Annotated in this window: 18 protein-coding genes and 2 pseudogenes; 17 read left to right on the top strand and 3 right to left on the bottom strand. The window is 43.4% G+C overall.

Annotation, left to right across the window (positions count from 1 at the left end):
- Positions 1-8: 8 nt before the first annotated feature.
- The 7 genes from AB9N12_RS06380 to AB9N12_RS06350 all read left to right on the top strand — a co-directional run bounded on the left by AB9N12_RS06380 (position 9) and on the right by AB9N12_RS06350 (position 7,645).
- Complete coding sequence (locus tag AB9N12_RS06380; protein WP_369890688.1) at positions 9-1,775, top strand: HSP90 family protein; 1,767 nt, start codon at positions 9-11, stop codon at positions 1,773-1,775.
- A 9-nt stretch (positions 1,776-1,784) separates the two neighbouring features.
- A complete protein-coding gene (locus tag AB9N12_RS06375) occupies positions 1,785-2,855 on the top strand; it encodes a hypothetical protein (RefSeq protein ID WP_369890686.1) in 1,071 nt (356 codons plus the stop codon).
- A gap of 68 nt (positions 2,856-2,923) precedes the next feature.
- Positions 2,924-4,816 carry a biosynthetic arginine decarboxylase gene (speA, locus tag AB9N12_RS06370; protein ID WP_369890684.1) on the top strand — a complete coding sequence of 631 codons (1,893 nt, stop codon included), beginning with the start codon at positions 2,924-2,926 and terminating at the stop codon, positions 4,814-4,816.
- 56 nt (positions 4,817-4,872) lie between these two features.
- Positions 4,873-5,646: an acetylglutamate kinase gene (gene argB / locus AB9N12_RS06365; RefSeq protein ID WP_369890682.1), complete on the top strand. Its 774-nt coding sequence runs from the start codon at positions 4,873-4,875 to the stop codon at positions 5,644-5,646.
- 61 nt (positions 5,647-5,707) lie between these two features.
- The gene (locus tag AB9N12_RS06360) at positions 5,708-6,217 is read left to right on the top strand and encodes an RNA polymerase sigma factor (protein ID WP_369890680.1); all 510 of its coding nucleotides are present in this window, start codon (positions 5,708-5,710) and stop codon (positions 6,215-6,217) included.
- Positions 6,207-6,686, top strand: coding sequence for a hypothetical protein (locus tag AB9N12_RS06355; RefSeq protein WP_369890678.1), 480 nt, complete (start codon positions 6,207-6,209; stop codon positions 6,684-6,686). Before AB9N12_RS06360 ends, AB9N12_RS06355 begins: the two co-directional genes overlap by 11 nt.
- Positions 6,687-6,946: 260 nt before the next feature.
- Entirely contained in the window at positions 6,947-7,645 is a 699-nt protein-coding gene (locus tag AB9N12_RS06350) for a SprT family zinc-dependent metalloprotease (protein WP_369890676.1), read from the top strand.
- A 225-nt stretch (positions 7,646-7,870) separates the two neighbouring features.
- On the opposite strand, the gene AB9N12_RS06345 is transcribed toward AB9N12_RS06350, so the two are convergent.
- A complete protein-coding gene (locus AB9N12_RS06345) occupies positions 7,871-8,266 on the bottom strand; it encodes a hypothetical protein (protein WP_369890675.1) in 396 nt (131 codons plus the stop codon).
- Positions 8,267-8,437: 171 nt separating this feature from the next.
- Between AB9N12_RS06345 and rimP the strand changes: the two genes are divergently transcribed.
- From rimP to AB9N12_RS06305, 8 genes and pseudogenes are all read left to right on the top strand, one after another.
- Entirely contained in the window at positions 8,438-8,905 is a 468-nt protein-coding gene (rimP, locus tag AB9N12_RS06340; RefSeq protein WP_369890673.1) for a ribosome assembly cofactor RimP, read from the top strand.
- Between the two features lie 2 nt (positions 8,906-8,907).
- Complete coding sequence (nusA, locus tag AB9N12_RS06335; RefSeq protein ID WP_369890671.1) at positions 8,908-10,182, top strand: transcription termination factor NusA; 1,275 nt, start codon at positions 8,908-8,910, stop codon at positions 10,180-10,182.
- A 107-nt stretch (positions 10,183-10,289) separates the two neighbouring features.
- Positions 10,290-13,328 (top strand): translation initiation factor IF-2, encoded by a 3,039-nt coding sequence (gene infB, locus AB9N12_RS06330; protein ID WP_369890669.1) that lies wholly within the window; start codon positions 10,290-10,292, stop codon positions 13,326-13,328.
- A gap of 185 nt (positions 13,329-13,513) precedes the next feature.
- A complete protein-coding gene (locus AB9N12_RS06325) occupies positions 13,514-14,041 on the top strand; it encodes a CvpA family protein (protein WP_369890667.1) in 528 nt (175 codons plus the stop codon).
- Positions 14,022-15,521: a Fe-S cluster assembly protein SufB gene (sufB, locus tag AB9N12_RS06320; RefSeq protein ID WP_369890665.1), complete on the top strand. Its 1,500-nt coding sequence runs from the start codon at positions 14,022-14,024 to the stop codon at positions 15,519-15,521. The genes AB9N12_RS06325 and sufB overlap by 20 nt, the downstream gene beginning before the upstream one ends.
- 43 nt (positions 15,522-15,564) lie before the next feature.
- The gene (gene sufC / locus AB9N12_RS06315; protein ID WP_369890663.1) at positions 15,565-16,317 is read left to right on the top strand and encodes a Fe-S cluster assembly ATPase SufC; all 753 of its coding nucleotides are present in this window, start codon (positions 15,565-15,567) and stop codon (positions 16,315-16,317) included.
- Positions 16,318-16,330: 13 nt separating this feature from the next.
- Complete coding sequence (sufD, locus tag AB9N12_RS06310; protein ID WP_369890661.1) at positions 16,331-17,674, top strand: Fe-S cluster assembly protein SufD; 1,344 nt, start codon at positions 16,331-16,333, stop codon at positions 17,672-17,674.
- Between the two features lie 18 nt (positions 17,675-17,692).
- A pseudogene (locus tag AB9N12_RS06305) lies at positions 17,693-18,905 on the top strand (aminotransferase class V-fold PLP-dependent enzyme).
- A 224-nt stretch (positions 18,906-19,129) separates the two neighbouring features.
- On the opposite strand, the gene AB9N12_RS06300 reads toward AB9N12_RS06305, so the two are convergent.
- Positions 19,130-21,319, bottom strand: a complete 2,190-nt coding sequence (locus AB9N12_RS06300) for an alpha-galactosidase (protein WP_369890659.1) — start codon at positions 21,317-21,319, stop codon at positions 19,130-19,132.
- 241 nt (positions 21,320-21,560) lie between these two features.
- Positions 21,561-21,789 (bottom strand): annotated as a pseudogene (locus AB9N12_RS06295) (TonB-dependent receptor); the annotation flags it as partial.
- A 219-nt stretch (positions 21,790-22,008) separates the two neighbouring features.
- Between AB9N12_RS06295 and AB9N12_RS06290 the strand changes: the two are divergent.
- Positions 22,009-23,817, top strand: a complete 1,809-nt coding sequence (locus AB9N12_RS06290; RefSeq protein ID WP_369890658.1) for a transglutaminase domain-containing protein — start codon at positions 22,009-22,011, stop codon at positions 23,815-23,817.
- Positions 23,818-23,850: 33 nt separating this feature from the next.
- Positions 23,851-24,108 (top strand): hypothetical protein, encoded by a 258-nt coding sequence (locus tag AB9N12_RS06285; protein ID WP_369890656.1) that lies wholly within the window; start codon positions 23,851-23,853, stop codon positions 24,106-24,108.
- The last annotated feature ends 16 nt before the right edge of the window (positions 24,109-24,124 follow it).

Genomic DNA, 24,124 nt, shown 5'->3' with positions numbered 1-24,124 from the left:
AGAGGAACATGGAAAAAGAAGGGAATAATCTGTTTCAGGTCAATCTTAAAGGCATGATTGCCTTGTTGTCAGAGCACATTTATAGTAACCCGAATACTTTTGTTCGCGAACTGTTGCAGAATTGCGTAGATGCCATCACGGCACTACGCAATATTGACGAGAATTATAAAGGTCGCATCGATGTTTTTCTGAATGAGGACAGAACAGTGGTATTCCAGGACAATGGTATCGGACTGAAAGAGGAGGAGGTTTATCGTTTTCTGACTGTTATCGGAGAGAGTTCGAAGCGGGATACTCCCGACGCGGATGATTTTATCGGAAGGTTCGGTATCGGATTGTTATCTTGTTTTGTGGTGACCAATGAGATCACCGTGGAGAGCCGTTCGGCAATGGGCGGTCCACCTGTTTGCTGGTGTGGAAAAGTGGATGGGACGTATCAACTGACCTTATCAGACGAAGAACGACCCATCGGGTCACAGGTGGTATTGCACCCGAAAGGAGAATGGATGCATCTTTTTGAATATGAAATATTTAAGAAGATACTGGTGAGTTATGGGGAAGTATTGCCGTATCCTATCTATCTGCATTATCAGGGGGAAGAGGAGTTGGTAAATACGCCTTCGCCTGTATGGCTTGACCCGAAGGCGACTCGTAAGGAGTTGCTGGATTATGGAGCGAAAGTGTTTCAGTCGTCTGCTCTCGATGCTTTCCGGATCTATACTGAAAGCGGTAAAGTGGAAGGAGTGCTTTATGTTCTGCCTTTCCGTACTCAATTTTCGGTGCGCAACTCCCATAAGGTCTATCTCAAGCGTATGCTATTGAGTGAGGATGATTGTAATCTGTTGCCGTCGTGGGCTTTCTTTATTCGTTGTCTGGTGAATGCGGACGGGTTACTGTCTACTGCTTCCCGGGAGTCTTTGGTAAGCAACGATCAGCTGAAGGATGCCCGGAAAGAAATCGGAGTAGCTATCAAGGATTATCTACGGGGATTGGTGCAGAATGACCGTGCCATGTTCAACCGGATTCTGGATGTCCATCACTTTCATATCAAGGCGATTGCTTCGGAGGACAATGAATTGCTCCGTTTGTTTATGGATTATCTTCCTTTTGAAACCAATAAGGGATTGCGTAGCTTTGGAAATATTCGCTCGGCAAGCAATGTGATATGTTATACCAAAAATCTGGAGGATTTTCGGCAAGTGCGGCGTATAGCCGGAGCACAGGGCTGGCTGGTCGTGAATGCTGCTTATACGTTTGATGAGACTTTATTGAAAAAGTATGTCCGTCTGAATCCGGAACTTACTTTGGATGAAATATCTCCTTCACGGTTGCTGGAGCAGTTTGGTGAAGTGGAGGCGAAACGGGAATTTCAGACTTTTGAGGTGAAAACGAACGAATTGTTGAAACGGTTTGGCTGTGTCTGTCGTCTGAAGCATTTTACTCCGGTGGATATTCCGGTTATTTTTGTGGCGGAGGAAAAGGAAAATGCCGCTAAAAGTGCTAATAATCCGTTGGCGGCTGTGTTGGGGGTTGTGAATACTGCAAAGCAGATTCCTCCGACACTCACTTTCAATGCGGATAATGAAATGGTGCAGACCTTATTGCAAATACAAGGAGATAATAAACTGTTTCAGCATGTGGTGTATATATTGTATGTACAGTCGCTTCTGCAAGGTAAATATCCGGTAAACAGCGAGGAAATGGAGCTATTCAACCATTCGCTAAGTGAGCTGATGACTTCAAAAATGAATGATTTTATAAATTTCCTGAATTAAAAAAAAGGTATGAGATACACACTTGAAATACAAAAGTTGTTGTTGCAGGCACAGAATAATAACCTGCATCCTCGCGAAAAAGCCAATCTGTTGAAAGAAGCCATCCGTATCGCTGATGAGAACGAAGATGTGGAATGGGCTACGGAGATGAGGCTGGATCTTATTTATGAACTGAATCTTTTCTCGGCGGATGCTGAAGAGATTGCAGTGTTTTCTAAAATTCTGGATGATTACGAGAATCACAAGGATGTGATCAAGGAAGATGACTTGTTGTGGAAGTATAAGTGGATATGGTCTTGTACGTTCGATCTTCCGGAGATTCCGATGGAACAGGTGCAGGCAGTCGGGGAGGATTATAAAAAACGTATCCTCCGGAATGGATATTCTTTGCGGAGCTATTATCAACGCTGGTTTGTGGAATGTATCAGGATGCGGCAGTATGATAAGGCGAAAGAATACATGGATAAAATGTTGAATGAGAAGATGGACGATCAGTCGTGTGAGGCTTGTGATTTGAACTTCATGCTGGATTATTATTTGGAAACAGGGCAGTTTGATGAGGCCTACAGCAGGGCGCAACCGTTGATAAATAAGCAGGTCACTTGTTATGAAGCCAATCTGCGGGCCTACTTGAAGCTTTCTTATTATGCGCAGAAAGCTGGTAAACCGGAGATTGCCGCTGATATGTGTGCACGTGCCGAAGAAGCGTTGGCAGGAAGGGAGAAAGATGAATGTCTTCTGCTCTATCTGGGATTGTTTGTTGCCTATAATATGATGACAAAGCCGGAAAGAGCTTGGGAATATGTCGAACGGTGTATCGGTTGGAGTTTGCGTACGAATACGGTGAAGAGGTATCGTTTCTCTTGTGATATGGTAGAGACTTTGAAGTATGAGACTCGTCCGGAAGTCTCGTTGTCTTTGCCGGAAGAGTTTCCTCTTTATCGTCCGGATGGAATTTATCGGGTAAACGAACTGCGCAATTATTTCTATCAACAGGCGGAGGAACTGGCACATCGCTATGACGCCCGTAACGGAAATAGCGGTTATCTGGACCGTTTGAAAGAATTAATGCCTAATTAATTGCCAACATGTAGATTAATCCGTATTTTTGTCGTCCAATTATTTACTAAAACACTGAATGACAGAAAATGAGAAAGTGGCGTATTGAAGATTCTGAGGAACTCTACAACATCACAGGTTGGGGCACCTCGTACTTTGGTATTAATGACAAGGGTCATGTTGTTGTTACACCTCGTAAAGACGGAGTGTCTGTCGATCTGAAAGAACTGGTCGATGAGTTGCAATTGCGTGATGTGACAGCTCCCATGCTGGTGCGTTTTCCGGATATTTTGGACAACCGTATTGAAAAGATGTCGTCTTGCTTTAAACAGGCGGCCGAAGAATATGGATATAAAGGCGAGAACTTTATTATTTATCCGATTAAGGTCAACCAGATGCGTCCGGTGGTGGAAGAGATTATCAGCCACGGAAAGAAGTTCAATCTCGGACTGGAAGCCGGTTCCAAACCGGAACTTCACGCGGTGATCGCCGTCAATACGGATTCTGACTCATTAATTGTTTGTAACGGATATAAAGACGAAAGTTATATTGAATTGGCTCTGCTTGCCCAGAAGATGGGGAAACGTATCTTCCTTGTCGTGGAGAAGATGAACGAATTGAAGCTGATTGCGAAAATGGCCAAACAGCTGAATGTGCAGCCTAACGTCGGTATACGTATCAAACTTGCTTCTTCCGGTAGCGGAAAGTGGGAAGAGTCGGGAGGGGATGCCAGCAAGTTCGGCTTGACCTCCAGTGAACTTCTTGAAGCACTCGACTTCTTGGAGAGCAAAGGAATGAAGGATTGTCTGAAACTGATTCATTTCCATATCGGCAGTCAGGTAACGAAGATACGGCGTATTAAAACGGCTTTGCGTGAGGCTTCGCAATTCTATGTGCAGCTGCATTCGATGGGATTCAATGTCGAATTTGTCGATATTGGTGGCGGATTGGGAGTGGATTATGACGGAACCCGCTCATCAAATAGTGAAGGTAGCGTAAACTATTCCATTCAGGAGTATGTAAACGACTCAATTTCTACTTTGGTAGACGTGAGTGATAAAAATGGTATCCCGCATCCGAATATCATAACGGAAAGTGGACGTGCATTGACGGCACATCATTCCGTTCTTATCTTTGAGGTACTTGAAACCGCTACCTTACCCGAATGGGATGATGAAGAAGAGATTGCTCCGGATGCTCATGAACTGGTGCAGGAACTGTACGGTATCTGGGATACATTGAATCAGAACAAGATGTTGGAAGCATGGCACGATGCGCAGCAGATCAGGGAGGAGGCATTGGACCTGTTCAGTCATGGAATTGTGGATTTGAAAACCCGTGCACAAATCGAGCGGCTGTATTGGTCGATTACACGTGAAATCAATCAGATTGCCGGAGGTTTGAAGCATGCGCCTGATGAATTCCGCGGACTATCCAAATTGCTTGCCGATAAATATTTCTGTAACTTCTCATTGTTTCAGTCGCTTCCCGACTCTTGGGCAATCGACCAGATATTCCCGATTATGCCTATTCAGCGATTGGATGAGAAACCGGAACGTTCGGCCACTTTACAAGATATAACCTGTGATTCGGATGGTAAAATTGCCAATTTTATTTCTACACGTAACGTTGCTCATTATCTGCCTGTACATGCACTGAAGAAAACAGAACCTTATTATGTGGCTGTGTTCCTGGTGGGGGCTTATCAGGAGATTTTGGGAGATATGCACAATTTGTTCGGCGACACGAATGCCGTGCATGTTTCGGTGAACGATAAAGGATATAATATCGAACAGATTATTGACGGAGAAACGGTGGCGGAGGTATTGGACTATGTGCAGTATAATCCGAAAAAACTGGTACGTACATTGGAAACTTGGGTGACGAAGTCTGTGAAAGAAGGAAAAATCTCTTTGGAAGAAGGAAAAGAATTCCTTTCCAACTATCGTTCGGGGCTTTACGGATATACTTATTTGGAATAACCGGCAAGGTGCCGGATCCGGATTCTCCATTCGGTGAACTTATTAGAAATCAGGAAATGAGAGAAAAACTAACAGTTATTAAGGTGGGTGGCAAAATCGTAGAAGAGGAAGCCACCCTTCGTCGGTTGTTAAATGACTTTGCCGCTATCGCCGGACATAAAGTATTGGTTCATGGCGGCGGCCGTTCGGCTACAAAGATTGCCGCACAACTGGGTATTGAAAGCAAAATGGTAAATGGTCGTCGGATTACCGATGCCGAAACCTTGAAGGTTGTAACGATGGTATACGGCGGATTAGTGAATAAAAAGATTGTAGCCGGTCTGCAACTGCGCGGAGTCAATGCACTCGGATTGACCGGAGCGGATATGAATGTGATCCGTTCGGTGAAACGTCCGGTGAAAGAGGTAGACTACGGTTTTGTGGGTGATGTGGAAACGGTGGACGCTACTTTGTTATCGGATTTGATACATAAGGGAGTGGTTCCGGTAATGGCTCCGTTGACACATGACGGACACGGTAATATGCTGAATACGAACGCAGATACCATTGCCGGGGAAACAGCGAAAGCGTTGTCGGCTCTGTTTGATGTGACATTGGTATACTGTTTTGAGAAGAAAGGCGTGTTGCGTGACGAGAATGATGACGATAGTGTGATTCCCCAAATTACTCGTGCAGAATTCGAACAATATGTAGCTGACGGCATTATTCAGGGAGGAATGATTCCCAAGTTGGAGAATTCTTTTGAAGCAATAGATGCCGGAGTTTCTGAAGTGGTAATCACTTTAGCGTCAGCGATTAACGATGCCGGTGGAACCAGAATAAAAAAATAATTCAAAAAAAAGTAGTGGGCGACTGTAACTTTTCATATCCTAGCCCGTCATTATTATAGAGATGCAAGAAATCAGCTTCCGAAACGATATTTTGCCGTTGAAGGATAAACTCTTTCGATTGGCTCTCAGAATCACTTTGGATAGAGCCGAAGCTGAGGATGTCGTTCAGGAAACTATGATCAGAGTGTGGAAGATGCGTGATGAGTGGTCTCAATTTGAATCGGTCGAAGCCTATTGCCTGACAGTGGCAAAGAATCTGGCGATAGATCGAAGTCAGAAGAAAGAAGCTCAAAATGTGGAACTCACTCCCGAAATGGAGGAAGAACCTGATGCAAACAGTCCGTATGACCGGATGATTCATGATGAAAGAATGAACATTATTAATAGACTGGTAAACGAACTGCCCGAAAAACAGCGGCTCATCATGCAACTGAGGGACATTGAAGGTGAAAGCTATAAGAAAATTGCAAAGGTGCTGAATCTGACAGAGGAACAAGTTAAAGTGAACCTCTTCAGAGCCAGACAAAAAGTAAAACAAAGGTACTTAGAAATTGACGAATATGGATTATAAAGATATAGAACAGCTTCTGGAGCGATATTGGCAATGCGAAACTTCCGTTGAGGAGGAGACAGCATTGCGCGACTTTTTCGCCAAGGAGGAGGTTCCGGCTCATTTGCTTCGCTACAAAAACCTGTTTGTGTATCAACAGGTTCAGCAGGAAGTAGGACTGGGCGAAGATTTTGATGTACGTATGCTGGCAGAGGTGGAGCCTACGGTTGTAAAAGCGAAACGCTTGACGCTGGTCGGTCGTTTTATTCCTCTGTTCAAAGCTGCTGCCGTGATTGCAATCATCCTTTCTTTGGGGAATGTGGCACAACATTCTTTCTCCGGAGATGACGGAAGTGTATTGGCAACGGATACCATTGGTAAACAGGTAACTGCACCGTCGGTCGCTATCTCTAATGATGTGAAAGCGGAACAGGTTTTAGCCGATAGTTTGGCGAAGATCAACCACAAGGTGCAGGTTATAAACGAATAGACATTTTCATTTGCTTTAAACATATAATATAGTTAGTGTGCTTAATTAAAACAACAACGAAGGAAGCTGTGAAGTTTTCAATTCTCTCAAATTTTTAGATTAAAACTAACTAAATAAATGGGCTACCGCGCGATGCAGTAGCCCTTTTATACATTTTAGACTCTCTTTATTTGATTTGCCGTATGTTTTCCGTGGGGCATCTTACATAGGTTTCTACATTCTTTTTTATTACTTTTGTGGCTGTTGATAGGAGGATTATAATGGATAAGATCATAGAAGATGACGAATTGGGACGTCTGATAGTGCGCGTTAATTCACGTGCGAGGAGTCTTGTGTTTCGTACAAAGAGTGATGCTGTTTATGTTTCGGTTCCTCCCGGCACTACGTTGAAAGAAGTGAAGCGGGCGATCGAGAATCTGCGTGGGAAACTTCTGGTTTCCCGTCAAAAACTAGCCCGACCATTGATTGATTTGAATTATAAGATTGATGCGGAACACTTTAAATTGTCCTTGGTGCCCGGTGAAAAGGAACAATTCCTGGCTAATTCCCGGTTGGGGGTTATGGAAATTATTTGTCCGCCTCATGCAGATTTTACAGATGAGAAACTGCAAAGCTGGTTGCATAAGGTAATTGAAGAATCGCTGAGGCGGAATGCGAAAAGTATCCTTCCTTCACGTTTGGCTTCTTTGTCCAAGCAGTGCGGACTTCCTTATTCAAGTGTGAAAATAAACTCCAGTCAAGGTCGATGGGGAAGTTGTTCGGCTCGAAAAGATATTAACTTGTCCTATTATCTGGTTTTACTGCCTTCTCATTTAATAGACTATGTGTTGTTGCACGAATTATGCCATACGCGTGAGATGAATCATAGCGAACGATTTTGGGCATTACTAAATCAGCTTACAGGAGGGAAAGCTTTGGCTTTAAGGGGAGAATTGAGAAAGTACCGTACGGAAATCTAATATGTTTCATTGCCAGACTAATTCCATGGTATTGTCACACTTGTGCCACCGTATTGGCACAGTTGTGCCAGTGCGATGGCATAGTTGTGCCATCGTGGTGGCACAAATTTAGATAATGCTATTTTGTGGAAGACCTTACGGTACTATCTCCGGCTGTCGGCTATTAAATCTTATGCTTCCTATTGATTGTCGGTTATAATATGTGATATGGAGAATATGCCCTTATTATCTGGCTAATTGTTTAATCCCGTCCGGTTCTTTTTCGAATTGATAAGTCCCGCCTTTTTCGCTAAGATCAAACGTGGACACCAACTCTGTGCTGTTATCCACAATCAGCAATGCGCTCTGCTCGGCAAAACGTCCCACTTCTACCGTGTAGGGCTCTTCTGATATGGTTGTATTGGAGATAAGGCTGTCGTTGACAAACAAAGAGATGGAATCTCCGGCAAACCCCTTAACCAGGCTGATCGTATAGCTTTCGATAAAATGACGTTCTTCTTGTTTCTTCTGTTGCAGCCGCATGCTCATATAGACAAAAATAACTACAACAAAGATGACGGCAAAAGCAAGGATTCCGTTGCCTACCATGAACTGTTTGTTAGTGTTGAGACGATGTGCCATAGTCGTTATTTTTTGAATTACGGTGTAAAGATACGAATATAGCACTGTTAATTCATACTTTTTTTCTTTAATGTTTTGTAGTCGAACAGATTATTTATATCTTTGCAACCGAAACGGATGAAAGGTGGAGGGGCGATTAAGCTCCTTTTTTTGTTCTTATATAGCTAATAAATGATAGAAAAGAAAACTGTTTGTCAGATTGTAGAAGAGTGGCTGGAAGGAAAAGACTATTTTTTAGTAGAGGTGACCGTGAGCCCGGATGACAAGATTGTGGTTGAAATAGAACATGCAGAAGGTGTTTGGATTGAAGATTGTGTGGAGCTTAGTCGCTTTATAGAATCAAAACTGAACCGCGAAGAGGAAGATTATGAACTGGAAGTAGGGTCGGCCGGTATCGGACAACCCTTTAAGGTTCTGCAGCAGTATTATATCCACATCGGACAAGAGGTGGAAGTGCTGACCGGAGACGGACGGAAGCTGGCAGGTATACTGAAAGATGCCGATGAGGAGAAGTTTACGGTAGGCGTACAAAAGAAAGTGAAACCCGAAGGAGCAAAGCGTCCGAAACTGGTGGAAGAGGATGAAACCTTCACTTATGAGCAAATAAAATATACTAAATACTTAATTAGCTTTAAATAGTTATGGCCAAAAAAGAAGAAACAATCAGCTTGATTGATACATTTTCGGAATTTAAGGAACTGAAGAATATCGATAGAACGACGATGGTTAGCGTGCTCGAAGAGTCGTTCCGTAGTGTAATCGCGAAAATGTTTGGTACCGATGAAAATTACGACGTGATCGTGAACCCGGACAAGGGTGATTTCGAGATATGGCGTAATCGTGAAGTTGTGGCCGATGAGGATTTGACCAATCCGAATATGCAGATTTCGTTGAGCGAAGCACAGAAAATCGATGCTTCTTACGAAGAAGGCGAAGAGGTGACAGACGAAGTTATCTTTGCCAAGTTCGGACGTCGCGCTATCCTGAATCTCCGTCAGACATTGGCTTCCAAGATTCTGGAACTCGAAAAAGACAGTATTTATAACAAATATATAGATAAGGTAGGTACTATCATCAATGCAGAAGTATATCAGATCTGGAAGAAAGAGATGTTGCTTTTAGACGATGAAGGAAACGAATTGTTGTTGCCTAAGACCGAACAGATCCCGAGCGACTTTTATCGTAAAGGTGAAACGGCCCGTGCAGTAGTTGCCCGCGTGGATAATAAGAATAATAATCCTAAGATTATCTTGTCACGCACCTCTCCCGTTTTCCTGCAACGCCTGTTCGAGTTGGAAGTACCCGAAATTAGTGATGGCTTGATTACCATCAAGAAGATTGCCCGTATCCCCGGCGAACGTGCCAAGATCGCGGTGGAATCTTACGATGACAGAATCGACCCTGTAGGAGCCTGCGTAGGTGTAAAGGGTAGTCGTATTCATGGCATTGTTCGTGAACTTCGCAATGAGAATATCGACGTAATCAATTACACATCGAACATCTCATTGTTTATACAGCGCGCTTTAAGTCCGGCTAAGATTTCTTCTATTCGTCTGAACGAGGAAGAGAAGAAGGCTGAGGTATTCCTCAAACCGGAAGAGGTTTCGCTGGCTATCGGTAAAGGCGGTTTGAATATTAAACTGGCCAGTATGTTAACTGAATACACTATCGACGTGTTCCGTGAGTTGGATGAGAACGTAGCTGACGAAGATATTTATCTCGACGAGTTCAGAGATGAAATAGACGGATGGGTGATCGACGCTATCAAAGCTATCGGCATCGATACGGCGAAGTCTGTGTTGAATGCTCCTCGTGAGATGTTGATTGAAAAGACGGACCTGGAAGAAGAGACAGTGGACGAGGTAATACGCATTTTGAAATCGGAGTTTGAAGAAGATAATTCAGCTGATAATTAATCATTGATCATTGATAGTTGGTTGCGCCATATCTGGTAAACCAACTATCAATGATCAGCTGTCACTATCCACTTCTTAAAGCTCCATTTATTCATTAATTTTAAAATATGACGATAAGGTTAAACAAAGTTACAAGAGATTTGAACGTAGGAATCGCGACGGTAGTTGAGTTCCTGCAGAAAAAAGGGCATACCGTTGAGGCTAATCCTAATACCAAAATTAGCGAGGAGCAATACGCTATACTCGTAAAGGAGTTCAGTACAGATAAGAACCTTAGACTTGAATCGGAGCGTTTCATACAGAAACGTCAGAATAAGGATCGTAATAAGGTGTCGGTATCGATTGAAGGCTTCGAACAGCAGCCCGAAAAACCTAAGTCGGAAGATGTGATTAAGACAGTCATACCTGAGGATGTACGTCCGAAGTTTAAACCTGTCGGAAAAATTGATTTGGAAAATTTAAATGGGCGTAAACCTGAAAAGGTGGAGAAGGAACCGGAACAGAAACAGGAAGAGCCGGTGGTAGAACAGCCTGTCGTTAAACCCGAGGTGGAGAAGGAAGAGGAGGTGACACCTCCTGTTGCTGTTGTAGAGCCTACTTCAGTGGTGGTTGAGCCCGTAGTAGTGCCGGAACCTGTAGTGGAGACGAAGCCGGTAGAAGTTGAAAAAGTAGTGGAAGTAGTAGCAACTGCACCTGTGGCAGTGGAAGAGCATAAAGAAGAAGAGGTGGAAACTACACAGACTGAAATAACCCCGGCAGCAGAAAAGGCTCCGGAGGATGATGGTGTTTTCAAAATCCGTCAACCGGAATTAGGTGCGAAGATTAATGTGATCGGTCAGATTGACTTGGCTGCATTGAATCAGTCTACTCGCCCCAAAAAGAAATCGAAGGAAGAGAAACGTCGCGAACGTGAAGAAAAGGAGAAAATCCGGCAGGATCAGAAGAAGTTGATGAAGGAGGCTATCATCAGGGAAATCCGTAAAGATGATTCCAAATTGTCGAAGAACGGGCCTAAGGATGGTGCGGAAGCATCTGCTAACAAGAAGAAACGGAACCGTATCAATAAAGAGAAGGTGGATGTCAACAATGTTGCAACTTCCAACTTTACTGCTCCGAGACCTAATGCGCAGGGTAAGGGTGGCAATGGTAACGGTCAGGGCGGTCAGGCTGGCGGTCAAGGAAATAACAACAGAAGAAATAGTAACAATAAAGATCGCTTCAAGAAGCCGGTTATCAAACAGGAGGTGAGCGAGGAAGACGTAGCAAAACAGGTAAAAGAAACTCTTGCACGTCTGACAACCAAGGGTAAGAATAAAGCGTCCAAATACCGTAAAGAGAAACGTGAAATGGCTTCCAACCGTATGCAGGAACGGGAAGATCAGGAAATGGCGGACAGCAAGGTATTGAAGTTGACCGAGTTCGTTACGGCTAATGAATTGGCAACGATGATGGATGTTTCTGTTAACCAAGTTATTGCTACTTGTATGAGTATTGGTATCATGGTTTCCATCAACCAGCGTTTGGATGCGGAAACCATCAATCTGGTGGCTGAAGAGTTCGGATTCAAAACTGAATATGTAAGTGCGGAAGTGGCACAAGCCATCGTTGAGGAAGAAGATGCTCCCGAGGATTTGCAACCGCGCGCTCCGATTGTAACGGTGATGGGACACGTTGACCACGGTAAGACTTCTTTGCTCGACTATATCCGTAAGGCGAATGTAATTGCAGGTGAAGCGGGAGGTATTACCCAGCATATCGGTGCTTATAATGTGAAATTGGAAGACGGTCGCCGTATAACTTTCCTCGATACTCCGGGGCATGAAGCGTTTACCGCTATGCGTGCACGTGGTGCCAAAGTAACGGATATCGCTATTATTATTGTGGCTGCCGATGATAACGTGATGCCGCAGACGAAGGAAGCGATCAATCATGCGATGGCTGCCGGTGTGCCTATTGTCTTTGCAATCAATAAGGTCGATAAACCGACTGCAAATCCGGATAAGATTAAAGAAGAACTGGCTGCAATGAATTACCTTGTTGAAGAATGGGGTGGTAAATATCAGTCACAAGATATCTCTGCCAAGAAAGGTGTGGGGGTGGAAGACTTGCTGGAAAAAGTATTGCTCGAAGCTGAAATGCTTGAGCTGAAGGCAAATCCGAATCGTAATGCTACGGGGTCTATCATCGAATCTTCCCTGGATAAGGGTCGTGGATATGTGGCTACTGTATTGGTATCTAACGGTACGTTGAAAGTGGGAGACATCATACTGGCAGGAACCAGCTACGGACGTGTGAAGGCTATGTTCAACGAACGTAACCAACGCATCAAGGAAGCAGGACCTTCCGAACCGGCTTTGGTATTGGGATTGAACGGTGCTCCTGCTGCCGGCGACACATTCCATGTGGTTGAAAGCGATCAGGAAGCTCGTGAGATTACCAATAAACGTGAACAGTTGGCTCGCGAACAAGGCTTGCGTACGCAGAAGATTCTTACTCTGGATGAGTTGGGTCGTCGTATCGCTTTGGGTAACTTCCAGGAATTGAATATTATCGTTAAGGGTGACGTGGACGGTTCTGTTGAGGCATTGAGCGACTCGTTGATTAAGTTGTCTACGGAACAAATTCAGGTAAATGTCATCCATAAGGGTGTGGGAGCAATCTCCGAGTCTGATGTTTCTCTGGCTGCCGCTTCGGATGCAATTATCGTCGGATTCCAGGTACGTCCTTCGGGGGCTGCCGCTAAGATGGCCGAACAGGAAGGTGTCGATATCCGTAAGTACTCTGTCATCTACGATGCAATCGAAGAGGTGAAGTCTGCTATGGAGGGTATGTTGGCTCCGGAATTGAAGGAACAGATTACGGCAACTGTCGAAATCCGCGAAGTGTTCAATATCACCAAGGTAGGCCTGGTAGCCGGTGCAATGGTGAAGACCGGAAAGGTGAAACGAAGCGACAAGGCTCGTTTGATCCGCGATGGTATCGTAATCTTTACCGGAAACATCAATGCATTGAAACGCTTCAAGGACGATGTGAAGGAAGTAGGTACCAACTTCGAGTGTGGTATCAGCCTGGTGAACTGCAACGACATGAAGGTAGGCGATATGATCGAGACATTCGAAGAAATAGAAGTGAAACAGACGCTGTAAATGTAGTAAGGTTATAAGTGTATTATAATGTTATAATATAGCAGAGGTTATGACATGGTAAAGAGGTGGTAATGTGGTACTGTTTGCAGAACACCACCTTACCACCTTTTTTATCATTCGGCACCTTGCGCATTATAATCGGCTTATATACGACTTGTTGGTTTATAGCTTATAACATTATAAATGTGGCAACGATTGATATAATTATTTTTATTGTAATAGGGGCCGGAGCGGTGGTAGGTTTTGTAAAAGGCTTCATTCGTCAGTTGGCTTCTCTTTTAGGGGTGATAGTCGGTCTGTTGGCCGCGAAAGTTCTGTATGCCTCTTTGGCGGAAAAGCTTTGCCCGACAGTGACAGACTCGATGACAGTTGCACAAGTGTTGGCTTTTGTCATGATTTGGATTGCCGTACCGTTGCTCTTTGTATTGATCGCCTCGTTATTGACAAAAGCCATGCAGGCAATTTCGCTGAACTGGCTGAATCGCTGGTTAGGAAGTGGGCTGGGGGCACTTAAATTTCTGCTGTTGACGAGTGTAGTGATTGGTGCGATAGAGTTTGTGGACAACGATAATAAGTTAATCAGTGCAACAAAAAAGAAAGAATCTTTGTTATATTATCCGATGGAAACGTTTGCGGGGATCTTTTTCCCTGCTGCGAAAAATATGACGCAACAATATATATTAGAGAATAAAGATGCAACAAGAACCCAATAAAATGAAACTCAATCAGAAAGATGAACTTGAAAAGAGGACTGATAATGAGTTTGTCCGGAAATTTGCGGAGGAGAAATATAAATACGGCTTCACCACAGAGGTGCATACGGACATCATTGAGCGTGGACTTAATGAAGATGTCATTCGTCTGATTTCATCGAAAAAGAACGAACCGGAGTGGTTGCTGGAGTTTCGACTGAAAGCGTATCGTCATTGGCTGACATTGGAAATGCCTAATTGGGCACATCTCCGTATTCCTGAAATTGATTATCAGGCGATTTCTTATTATGCTGATCCGACTCAGAAGAAAGAAGGACCGAAGAGCATGGAGGAAGTCGATCCTGAATTGATAAAGACGTTTAATAAACTGGGCATTCCTTTGGAAGAGCAAATGGCTCTTAGCGGAATGGCTGTGGATGCCGTTATGGACTCTGTTTCTGTAAAGACTACTTTTAAGGAAACGCTGATGGAGAAAGGGATTATATTCTGTTCATTTAGTGAAGCTGTGCGGGAGCATCCGGATCTGGTGAAGAAATACATGGGATCGGTAGTGGGCTATCGAGACAATTTCTTTGCAGCATTGAACTCAGCAGTGTTCTCTGACGGCTCTTTCGTGTATATTCCGAAAGGGGTACGTTGTCCGATGGAGCTTTCCACTTATTTCCGTATCAATGCCCGTAACACGGGACAGTTTGAACGTACGCTGATTGTGGCGGATGATGATTCGTATGTCTCTTATCTGGAAGGGTGTACGGCTCCGATGCGGGATGAAAATCAGCTGCATGCCGCTATCGTTGAGATTGTTGTACATGACCGTGCAGAGGTAAAATACAGTACTGTTCAAAACTGGTATCCGGGAGATGCGGAAGGCAAGGGCGGGGTGTACAACTTTGTCACCAAACGCGGTAACTGTAAAGGAGTGGACAGTAAATTATCCTGGACACAAGTGGAAACCGGTTCGGCAATCACTTGGAAATATCCTTCTTGTATCCTGACGGGCGATAACTCGACTGCTGAGTTTTATTCCGTAGCTGTGACAAACAACCATCAGCAGGCAGATACCGGGACGAAGATGATTCATCTGGGTAAGAACACCCGTAGTACGATTGTAAGTAAAGGTATCTCTGCCGGACATAGTGAAAACTCCTATCGTGGGCTGGTACGCGTGGCCGGGAAAGCGGACAATGCCCGTAATTATAGTCAGTGCGACTCTCTGTTACTGGGAGATAAGTGTGGTGCACATACCTTCCCCTATATGGATATTCACAATGAGACAGCTGTGGTGGAGCATGAAGCTACGACGAGCAAGATTAGTGAGGACCAGATATTTTATTGCAACCAGCGCGGCATCGCGACAGAAGATGCTATCGGACTTATTGTGAACGGATATGCAAAGGAGGTATTGAATAAACTTCCGATGGAGTTCGCGGTAGAAGCACAGAAGCTGCTTACTATCTCATTGGAAGGAAGCGTGGGGTGATGTTGACTTTTAAAATGGCAAATTGTAAAATCGTAAATATATCATGTTAGAAATAAAAGACCTGCATGCCAGCATTAATGGCAAAGAGATATTGAAAGGCATTAACCTGACGGTGAATCCCGGTGAGGTGCACGCTATCATGGGGCCGAATGGTTCCGGTAAAAGTACGCTTTCTTCCGTATTGGTGGGTAATCCGGCTTTTGAGGTAACAAAGGGTTCGGTCACTTTTTATGGAAAGAACCTGTTGGAGTTGAGTCCTGAAGATCGTAGCCATGAAGGAATCTTCCTTAGTTTTCAGTATCCGGTAGAAATTCCGGGTGTGAGCATGGTCAACTTTATGCGTGCCGCTGTGAATGAGCAACGCAAATATAAAGGTCTGCCTGCACTGACGGCCAGCGAGTTTCTGAAACTGATGCGTGAGAAACGTGCGGTGGTAGAGTTGGATAATAAATTGGCTAACCGTTCGGTGAATGAAGGCTTTTCGGGCGGTGAGAAGAAACGGAACGAGATCTTCCAGATGGCCATGTTGGAACCGCGGTTGAGCATCCTCGATGAGACAAACTCCGGTTTGGACATTGATGCCCTCCGTATTGTTGCGGAAGGGGTGAACAAACTGAAAACTCCTGAGACAAGCACGATTGTCATCACTCACTATCAACGTTTGCTCGATTATATCAAGCCTGATATTGTACATGTCCTTTATAAAGGCCGTATCGTAAAAACTGCCGGACCGGAACTTGCGCTGGAGCTGGAAGAAAAAGGATACGATTGGATCAAGAAAGAAGTAGGAGAATGACAAATATAAAACGATGATGGTTGAACAACAATATATAGAACTCTTCTCACAGACGGAAGCGATGATCTGCAAGCATAGTGCCGAAGTGCTGAATGCACCTCGTGCAGCTGCATTTGCCGATTTTGAGCGCCTTGGATTTCCGACCTGTAAGATGGAGAAGTATAAATACACGGATGTAAGCAAGTACTTTGAACCGGATTATGGTTTGAACTTGAATCGTCTGGCTATTCCGGTCAATCCGTATGAGGTGTTTAAGTGTGATGTGCCGAATATGAGTACCGCCCTGTATTTTGTGGTAAATGATGCATTTTATAATAGAGCACTTCCCAAAGTTAATCTGCCGGAAGGTGTGATTTTGGGCAGTTTGAAAGAAGTGGCCGAGCAGCATCCGGAGCTGGTGAAGAAGTATTACGGTCGGCTGGCAGATACTTCCAAAGATGGAGTGACTGCTTTTAATACAGCTTTTGCGCAAGACGGAGTTGTGCTTTATGTACCGAAGAATGTAGTGGTAGAGAAAACGATCCAGCTGGTAAATATCTTGCGTGCAGATGTTAACTTTATGGTGAATCGCCGCGTACTGATTATCTTGGAGGATGGTGCGCAGGCCCGTTTGCTGATTTGTGACCATGCAATGGATAACGTGAACTTCCTGACTACACAGGTCATTGAAGTATTTGCAGGTGAGAACACCGTATTCGACATGTATGAACTGGAGGAAACACATACAAGCACCGTTCGTATCAGTAACTTGTATGTAAAGCAGGAGGCCAACAGCAATGTATTGTTGAATGGAATGACGCTGCATAATGGTACTACCCGCAACACTACCGAAGTGTTGCTGGCAGGAGAAGGAGCCGAAATAAACCTCTGTGGTATGGCAATTGCCGATAAGAACCAGCACGTGGACAATCATACAAGTATTGATCATGCCGTACCCAACTGTACCAGTAATGAGCTGTTTAAGTATGTACTCGATGACCAGTCGGTAGGTGCGTTTGCCGGATTGGTACTCGTGCGTCCTGATGCACAGCATACGAATTCCCAACAGACTAATCGGAATCTTTGTGCTACGCGTGATGCCAGAATGTATACACAGCCTCAATTGGAGATTTATGCGGATGATGTGAAATGTTCGCATGGAGCGACAGTAGGGCAGTTGGATGAAGGTGCATTATTCTACATGCGTTCACGCGGTATTGCAGAGAAAGAAGCCCGTTTGCTGTTGATGTTCGCATTTGTTAACGAAGTGATTGATACCATCCGTTTGGAGGCACTGAAAGATCGGTTGCATTTATTGGTAGAGAAGCGTTTCCGTGGCGAGTTGAATAGATGCCAGGGTTGTGCTATTTGTAAGTAACCACTAAAAATAATGAACGTGGATATTCAAAAGATACGTGAAGATTTTCCGATATTGAGCCGTACGGTTTACGGTAAACCTTTGGTTTATTTCGATAACGGTGCGACAACGCAGAAACCCCGTCTGGTGGTTGATGCGCTGGTGGATGAATATTATTCCGTAAATGCCAATGTGCATCGCGGTGTACATTATCTTTCACAGCAAGCTACGGAACTGCATGAGGCTTCCCGTGAAACCGTACGTCAGTTTATCAATGCCCGTAGCACGAATGAGGTTGTCTTTACACGCGGAACAACAGAAAGTATCAACCTGCTTGTTTCCAGCTTTGGTGACGAGTTTATGGAAGAGGGGGATGAAGTGATTGTTTCTGTGATGGAGCATCATAGTAACATCGTTCCCTGGCAACTGTTGGCTGCCCGCAAAGGAGTTGCCATTAAAGTGATTCCGATGAACGACAAAGGTGAACTTCTGCTGGATGAATATGAAAAATTATTTTCTGAACGTACGAAAATAGTCAGTGTAGTTCATGTCTCGAACGTATTGGGCACAGTGAATCCGGTGAAGGAGATGATCGCGACAGCTCATGCGCATGGTGTACCTTGCTTGATAGATGCTGCACAATCTATCCCGCACATGAAAGTGGATGTTCAGGAGTTGGATGCCGATTTTCTGGTGTTCTCCGCTCATAAGATATATGGTCCGACAGGTGTCGGAGTATTTTATGGAAAGGAAGAATGGTTAGATCGTCTTCCGCCTTATCAGGGAGGGGGAGAGATGATTCAGCATGTCTCTTTCGAGAAGACCACTTTTAATGAACTGCCTTTCAAGTTTGAAGCCGGTACGCCCGACTATATCGGAACGACCGGACTGGCAAAAGCCCTTGATTATGTGAATGGATATGGTATTGAACGGATAGCTGTCCATGAACATGAACTGACAGCTTATGCTTTGCAACGTCTGAAGGAGATTCCCCATATGCGTATATTCGGTGAAGCAGCCGAACGGGGAGCAGTCATTTCCTTCCCTCGTGGGAGATATCCATCCTTTCGATCTCGGCACATTGTTGGATCGTTTAGGCATTGCCGTGAGGACGGGACACCATTGTGCACAACCTCTTATGCAACGTCTTGGCATAGAAGGAACTGTACGTGCTTCGTTTGCTATGTACAATACGAAATCGGAAATAGACACATTGGTGGAAGGGATTGAACGTGTCAGTAAGATGTTTTAAGGATATGAGCTGCTATTCCTTTGGAAGAGCGTTTTTATTATTTAACAAAAAAGGAGGACCTGAGGTGCAGTGATTTGAGTTTCCGTGCGTCTAATAGATAAAGAAACAGAATGTTCATTGAATATCAGGAGGGTCGTGAGACCATTCTTATATTATATAAATTCTCTCTCTTTAACATTAATCGCAGCTATACCGTGAAATGTTGCGGTATAGCTGCAACTTTTTTATTCGGCAGTCAGCTCAATTACGCGACTGAAAGCCGGATTCGTTGTGAAGGCATTGATTCCTACCTTCATCAGATAATCTCCTGAATAACTCTTCCCGTTGGCAGCCAGATTTGATTGGGAATTTGGCATCAGGTTGATTTCTTTGATCTTATACATTTTTCTCGCATCCAATCCCTGAAGTTTTACCGGAAGCACTTTCTCACAGAAACGCGGGTGGATATCGTAGGTATACAGCACCGCCTTGTTCTGATCCGGCGAGGTATACATGACAGACATGTGATTGCCTTCGTAGGGCGAAACCAGTCTGTATTGGTTGCCGTCCAGAATCACTTTTTTCAGACGTGTCCAGTTGGCAACCGCATTTTGGCAGAAGGTCTGTTCGTCCGCGTTCAGTTCTTTCAGTCCGATGTCAAAGCCCAGTTTGCACATGCTTGCCACATCTGTACGGAATTTCACGCTTGTTCTCTTATTCCAGCTGGTGACGTGCGCGCACATGGCCTTTGCCGGAAAGATGTGTGAGAATCCCCACTGGATAAACAGACGCTCTATCGGGTCTGTGTTGTCGCTGCACCAGAATTCCGTGAAATATTTCAGTGCTTCGTAGTCGCAACGGGCGCCACCGCCGGAGCAGAGCATCATGGGTACGTTCGGATAGTTGTCTTTGACACGTTTCAATACATTGTATATACCCCGTACATGGTCGATATACAGCTGTCCCTGTTTGTTCTTCAGATAGGGGGAATAAATATTCGTAATCGGAGAGTTGCAGTCCCATTTGAAGAAAGCCACTTCCGGATTCTCTCTCAGGATACGATCCACTACGCCATAGACAAAGTCTTGTACTTCCGGATTGCTGAGGTCGAGCACCAGCTGGTTACGGTAATAGTATGTTTCGCGGTTGGGCAGTCGGATAGTCCAGTCGGGATGCTTTTCGAACAACTCACTTTTAGGGTTGACCATTTCCGGTTCAATCCAGATTCCGAATTTCACGCCGGCTTCCTTGGCAAACCGTATAAGGGCAGGGATACCGCCCGGCAGTTTGGATTTCATCACCTCCCAGTCGCCCAGTCCGGCATGGTCGTTGTTGCGCGGATGCTTGTTGCCGAACCAGCCGTCATCCAACAGGAACATATCCACACCGATATGTTTGGCTTCCTTCATCAGTTCGGCAAGCAATTCCTCATTGAATGTGAAATAGGTATTCTCCCAGTTGTTTAATAAAGTCATGCGGTCGCCTTGCCCGTCTTTCAGTTGGTGGTTGCGTGCCCATGCGTGAAGGTTGCGGCTGGCTTCACCCGTACCGTTGTTGCTGAAAGTAAAGATGAATTCGGGTGTCGTGAATATTTCGTTCGGTTTCAGTTCATAATCGGAAGCGTAAGGATTGATGGCGGGGATTACACGGAGATTGCCAAGGTTGTCCACTTCGAAAGTGAACCGGAAGTTACCTGTCCATCCGATAGTACCCAGCATGGTACGTCCTTGTGCCTCCTGTGCCGGTTGTTCAAAGCCAAGCTCAAAGAACGGATGGGTGTGTATGGCGGCACGGCTTCCCAGTTTGGTGTCGATCACCTTTTTGCCGAACAGCAGAGGCTGTGTGCTCATTTGTGCTTCTTTGGCCCAGTCGCTGCTGAATTCGGTCAGATAATAGTTGTTTCCGGAGAAATAAAGCATGGTAGAGGCATACCGCCAGATGGTCACGGGCTTTTTCTCCGCATGTTTGATTTCGCTCCACGTCTTGATAACGTTTTCTTTCGGATAAGCGATGTAATGCAGGGTGACTTCCACCGGGTACTGATCATCTTTCAGTCGGATGATCGTTTCCGTTCCGCCCTCCACAGCCTTCTGCTCGGAGGATAGATAGCGGAGAATCGTACTCGGGTTTCCGTCATTGTGCGTGATAGCTATGGCCGGTTCGAAATAATCTTCGGCGCCGGAACCCGGATATACTTCCCATCCGCGAGGGGGAGCACTACCGTCGCTTCCTCCTTTCACGTATGGAGAAAAGAGGTTGATGTCTTTCTCGTTCAGTAACTTATCGCCTAGATAAGCCTGATAAAGTCGTCCGTTGGGAGCTACTTGTAGGATTAAGTCTGTGTTGTCCGTTGCGATGCGGATAACGTTCTTTTCCTGAGCATTCACTGGTGCCAAGGTAAACAATGCCATAAGTAATACGAAAAGTTTCTTCATGATTTTTAATGATTAATTAGGTATTAGTTAGTTTGTGGGCATATAATGCCACAAAGATAATCATAATGAGATAGAAATGAATTAAAATTTAATGCTTGCGTTAATTTCTTCGGTAAATGGGCATAAATAATTTCCACTCATATAGTTGCCGGCATACAGGGCAACTTCTTCTTTGGTAATCAGTTCCGAATCGTTGTTGAATGTGACTTGCATTATAGTTCTTGTAAACTGGTTTCTGCTCCTGTCCGTTGTTGAAGAGGTGGGGCAGACCGATATGATAGATTTCGGTGCGGTCTGTGTAGTTCGTAAATTTGAGGTCGAAGCTTTCTGGATCGAAGTTCTGCATCCCGAAATGATTGGTCCGGTAGTTGAAGATACCTTGAAAATCTTTTGTCCCAGTTTGCTGAAGGAGTTGACGGAGTAAGCGTGTTACCGGTAGTGATGGCTGATTCGGAGGGAGATCTTCTCCCAGACTGCGTCTTATGCCAGCTTCCGCCGGGAGACTCTCTTTCTCATCCCATCCACATACTTTCCTCTTTTCATCCATTTATCAAAACACAAAAAATGGGGAAATAGAGTAAATGTACGATTTCGTTGTAATATTGTATTTTATGATACACATGTGTATCTTATTTTATACGCATCTTTGCACCATGTGAATAAACAATATCTTACAGATAAATAATATTATGAAAACGATTTTTAAAATAATTCTATGTGTTTTTTTAGCGAGTTGCAGTTCATTGAGTGAAAAAACAGCATGGGAAATCGCAAATCAATCTAAAACGAATAGAAAAGAACTCACCAATTTTTTAAAATACTATAAAAACAATAATGATAAAACTAAATATAAAGCAGCTTGTTTTCTTGTTGAAAATATGCCCAATAAATATTCCTTTAATAGGAAAGGACAGAAAATATACGATATAGATATTGTAAAGGCTGATTCTCTCATTTTATCATTAGAATATTCTTTCTATCTGAAAAAGAAAAGCCCTTATTTAAAAGAATATACCTTTGAACAATTCTGCGAATACATTCTACCATACCGAGTTGCAAATGAACCATTACAATACTATTGGAAATGGGATTGTGTGAAACGGTTTGGAGATGGAAATAACAATAATATTATTAATGCAGCACAAAATATAAACTCACAAATCAAAATAGAATTATCACCTGAATTTTATAAAGATACATTAAAGACATATACATCTATCGTACAATCGGGATATGGCAAATGTGATGATAGAAGTACATTAGTTGTGATGGCTCTACGATCAGCAGGTATCCCTGCTGCATTTGAATTAGTACCGTATTGGGGAAGTAGTAATAATGGGCATTCTTTTGCAACAATGATACTACCTAATGGCGGAGTCGTATCCTTCCAGAATGATAATAAAAATGACAATAATACTTTACCTATTCGGAAAATGCCTAAAATATATCGGAAAATCTATACTATAATACCTAGACAAACTTTCGATAATACACAAAAAGAATGTCCTGAATTATTTGCAAATTGTGATATTATTGATGTAACGGGAATACATCATATAGGTTCTATAACTGTGCCTGTTGCTAATTATGTAAGGGATAGACCTATTTATTTATCAGTTTTTTCTCCTAATGCATGGATTCCAGTTGCGATGAGCTATGATGAAGAATTTAAATATATTGGAACCGGTACTTTAAAAGGAAAAGAGGAATCTGAAGAAGCCTTAAATTTAGGTAATGGGATTTTGTATTTACCATCTACTTTCTTAAATTGTAAAATAATTCCTCAATCAAATCCTATTATTGTCTCAGATGATGGTATTAAACAGCTATATCCTGACACTCTTCATAAAGAAACTGTAATACTAAATCGTAAATATCCATTAAATAAAAGAATTGTAAAATTTGCAAGTAATATGATCGGTGGTATGTTCGAGGGAGCTAATTATGCTGATTTTTCAGATGCAGAAGCGATATACATAATTACTGAAACTCCAAAGAGCCGAATGCAAAAAGTGAAAGTATCTACCAGCAAGAAATATAGGTATATACGCTATAGAAAACCAAAGGGAACTTTTAGTATTGCAGAATTTTCTTTATTTTGCCCAGATGGTACTTCTTTATCATTTTCCCCAATATCTTGTGAAGCAATCCAAAAAGATAGTAATAGAAAAATGATATTTGACCAAGACCCACTTACATATTATCAGGTTGACGGTGGCATTGATATGTGGATAGGAGGAGATTTAGGTAAAGCTGTAAAGATCGGTCTAATAGGTTTTGCTCCACGCAATGATGATAATTCTATAGTTCCAACAGATACATACGAGTTGTTTTATTGGGATGGTCAATGGAACAGTTTAGGAAAAAAGACATCAACAGAAAATCAGATTATTTTCAATAATGTTCCCAAGGACGCATTATTATGGCTTCGTGATTTGACTAAAGGCAGAGAGGAACGTCCGTTTACATTTGAGAATGGACAGCAAATATGGTGGTAACAATATCTTTTTATTATTCAACAATACAAATTTATGAAGAAAATTATTTTCTCTTTAGTTTTACTTCTTATAGGAAGTACTGCTAATTCACAGAGTATTTCTGACGTAGATATTAGTAAACGTCAAGAATACATGATGAAAACCTACAAAATTCATCGGCTAAAAGCTGAAAAGTATGAACTGGAAATTCTCCCATCTTTGGAGCGCGAGAACGAAAAGTTGAAGAAACTGAAAATTAGTTCTGCCAAGTTCAAAGATGAGCAAAAAAAATCTACAAGAAATATGGAATAATAATCAGTCAAATATT

Source organism: Bacteroides sp. AN502(2024), assembly GCF_041227145.1.
Taxonomy (GTDB): domain Bacteria; phylum Bacteroidota; class Bacteroidia; order Bacteroidales; family Bacteroidaceae; genus Bacteroides.
Note: the sequence above shows the minus strand (reverse complement) of the source record. Positions and strands in the feature narration are given on the sequence as shown.

What these genes read in the sequence shown, in the direction of transcription:
- AB9N12_RS06380 (WP_369890688.1), top strand. Translation starts at nt 9, where the DNA reads ATGGAAAAAGAAGGGAATAATCTGTTTCAGGTCAATCTTAAAGGCATG.
- AB9N12_RS06375 (WP_369890686.1), top strand. Translation starts at nt 1,785, where the DNA reads ATGAGATACACACTTGAAATACAAAAGTTGTTGTTGCAGGCACAGAAT.
- speA (WP_369890684.1), top strand. Translation starts at nt 2,924, where the DNA reads ATGAGAAAGTGGCGTATTGAAGATTCTGAGGAACTCTACAACATCACA.
- argB (WP_369890682.1), top strand. Translation starts at nt 4,873, where the DNA reads ATGAGAGAAAAACTAACAGTTATTAAGGTGGGTGGCAAAATCGTAGAA.
- AB9N12_RS06360 (WP_369890680.1), top strand. Translation starts at nt 5,708, where the DNA reads ATGCAAGAAATCAGCTTCCGAAACGATATTTTGCCGTTGAAGGATAAA.
- AB9N12_RS06355 (WP_369890678.1), top strand. Translation starts at nt 6,207, where the DNA reads ATGGATTATAAAGATATAGAACAGCTTCTGGAGCGATATTGGCAATGC.
- AB9N12_RS06350 (WP_369890676.1), top strand. Translation starts at nt 6,947, where the DNA reads ATGGATAAGATCATAGAAGATGACGAATTGGGACGTCTGATAGTGCGC.
- AB9N12_RS06345 (WP_369890675.1), bottom strand. Translation starts at nt 8,266, where the DNA reads ATGGCACATCGTCTCAACACTAACAAACAGTTCATGGTAGGCAACGGA.
- rimP (WP_369890673.1), top strand. Translation starts at nt 8,438, where the DNA reads ATGATAGAAAAGAAAACTGTTTGTCAGATTGTAGAAGAGTGGCTGGAA.
- nusA (WP_369890671.1), top strand. Translation starts at nt 8,908, where the DNA reads ATGGCCAAAAAAGAAGAAACAATCAGCTTGATTGATACATTTTCGGAA.
- infB (WP_369890669.1), top strand. Translation starts at nt 10,290, where the DNA reads ATGACGATAAGGTTAAACAAAGTTACAAGAGATTTGAACGTAGGAATC.
- sufB (WP_369890665.1), top strand. Translation starts at nt 14,022, where the DNA reads ATGCAACAAGAACCCAATAAAATGAAACTCAATCAGAAAGATGAACTT.
- sufC (WP_369890663.1), top strand. Translation starts at nt 15,565, where the DNA reads ATGTTAGAAATAAAAGACCTGCATGCCAGCATTAATGGCAAAGAGATA.
- sufD (WP_369890661.1), top strand. Translation starts at nt 16,331, where the DNA reads ATGATGGTTGAACAACAATATATAGAACTCTTCTCACAGACGGAAGCG.
- AB9N12_RS06300 (WP_369890659.1), bottom strand. Translation starts at nt 21,319, where the DNA reads ATGAAGAAACTTTTCGTATTACTTATGGCATTGTTTACCTTGGCACCA.
- AB9N12_RS06290 (WP_369890658.1), top strand. Translation starts at nt 22,009, where the DNA reads ATGAAAACGATTTTTAAAATAATTCTATGTGTTTTTTTAGCGAGTTGC.
- AB9N12_RS06285 (WP_369890656.1), top strand. Translation starts at nt 23,851, where the DNA reads ATGAAGAAAATTATTTTCTCTTTAGTTTTACTTCTTATAGGAAGTACT.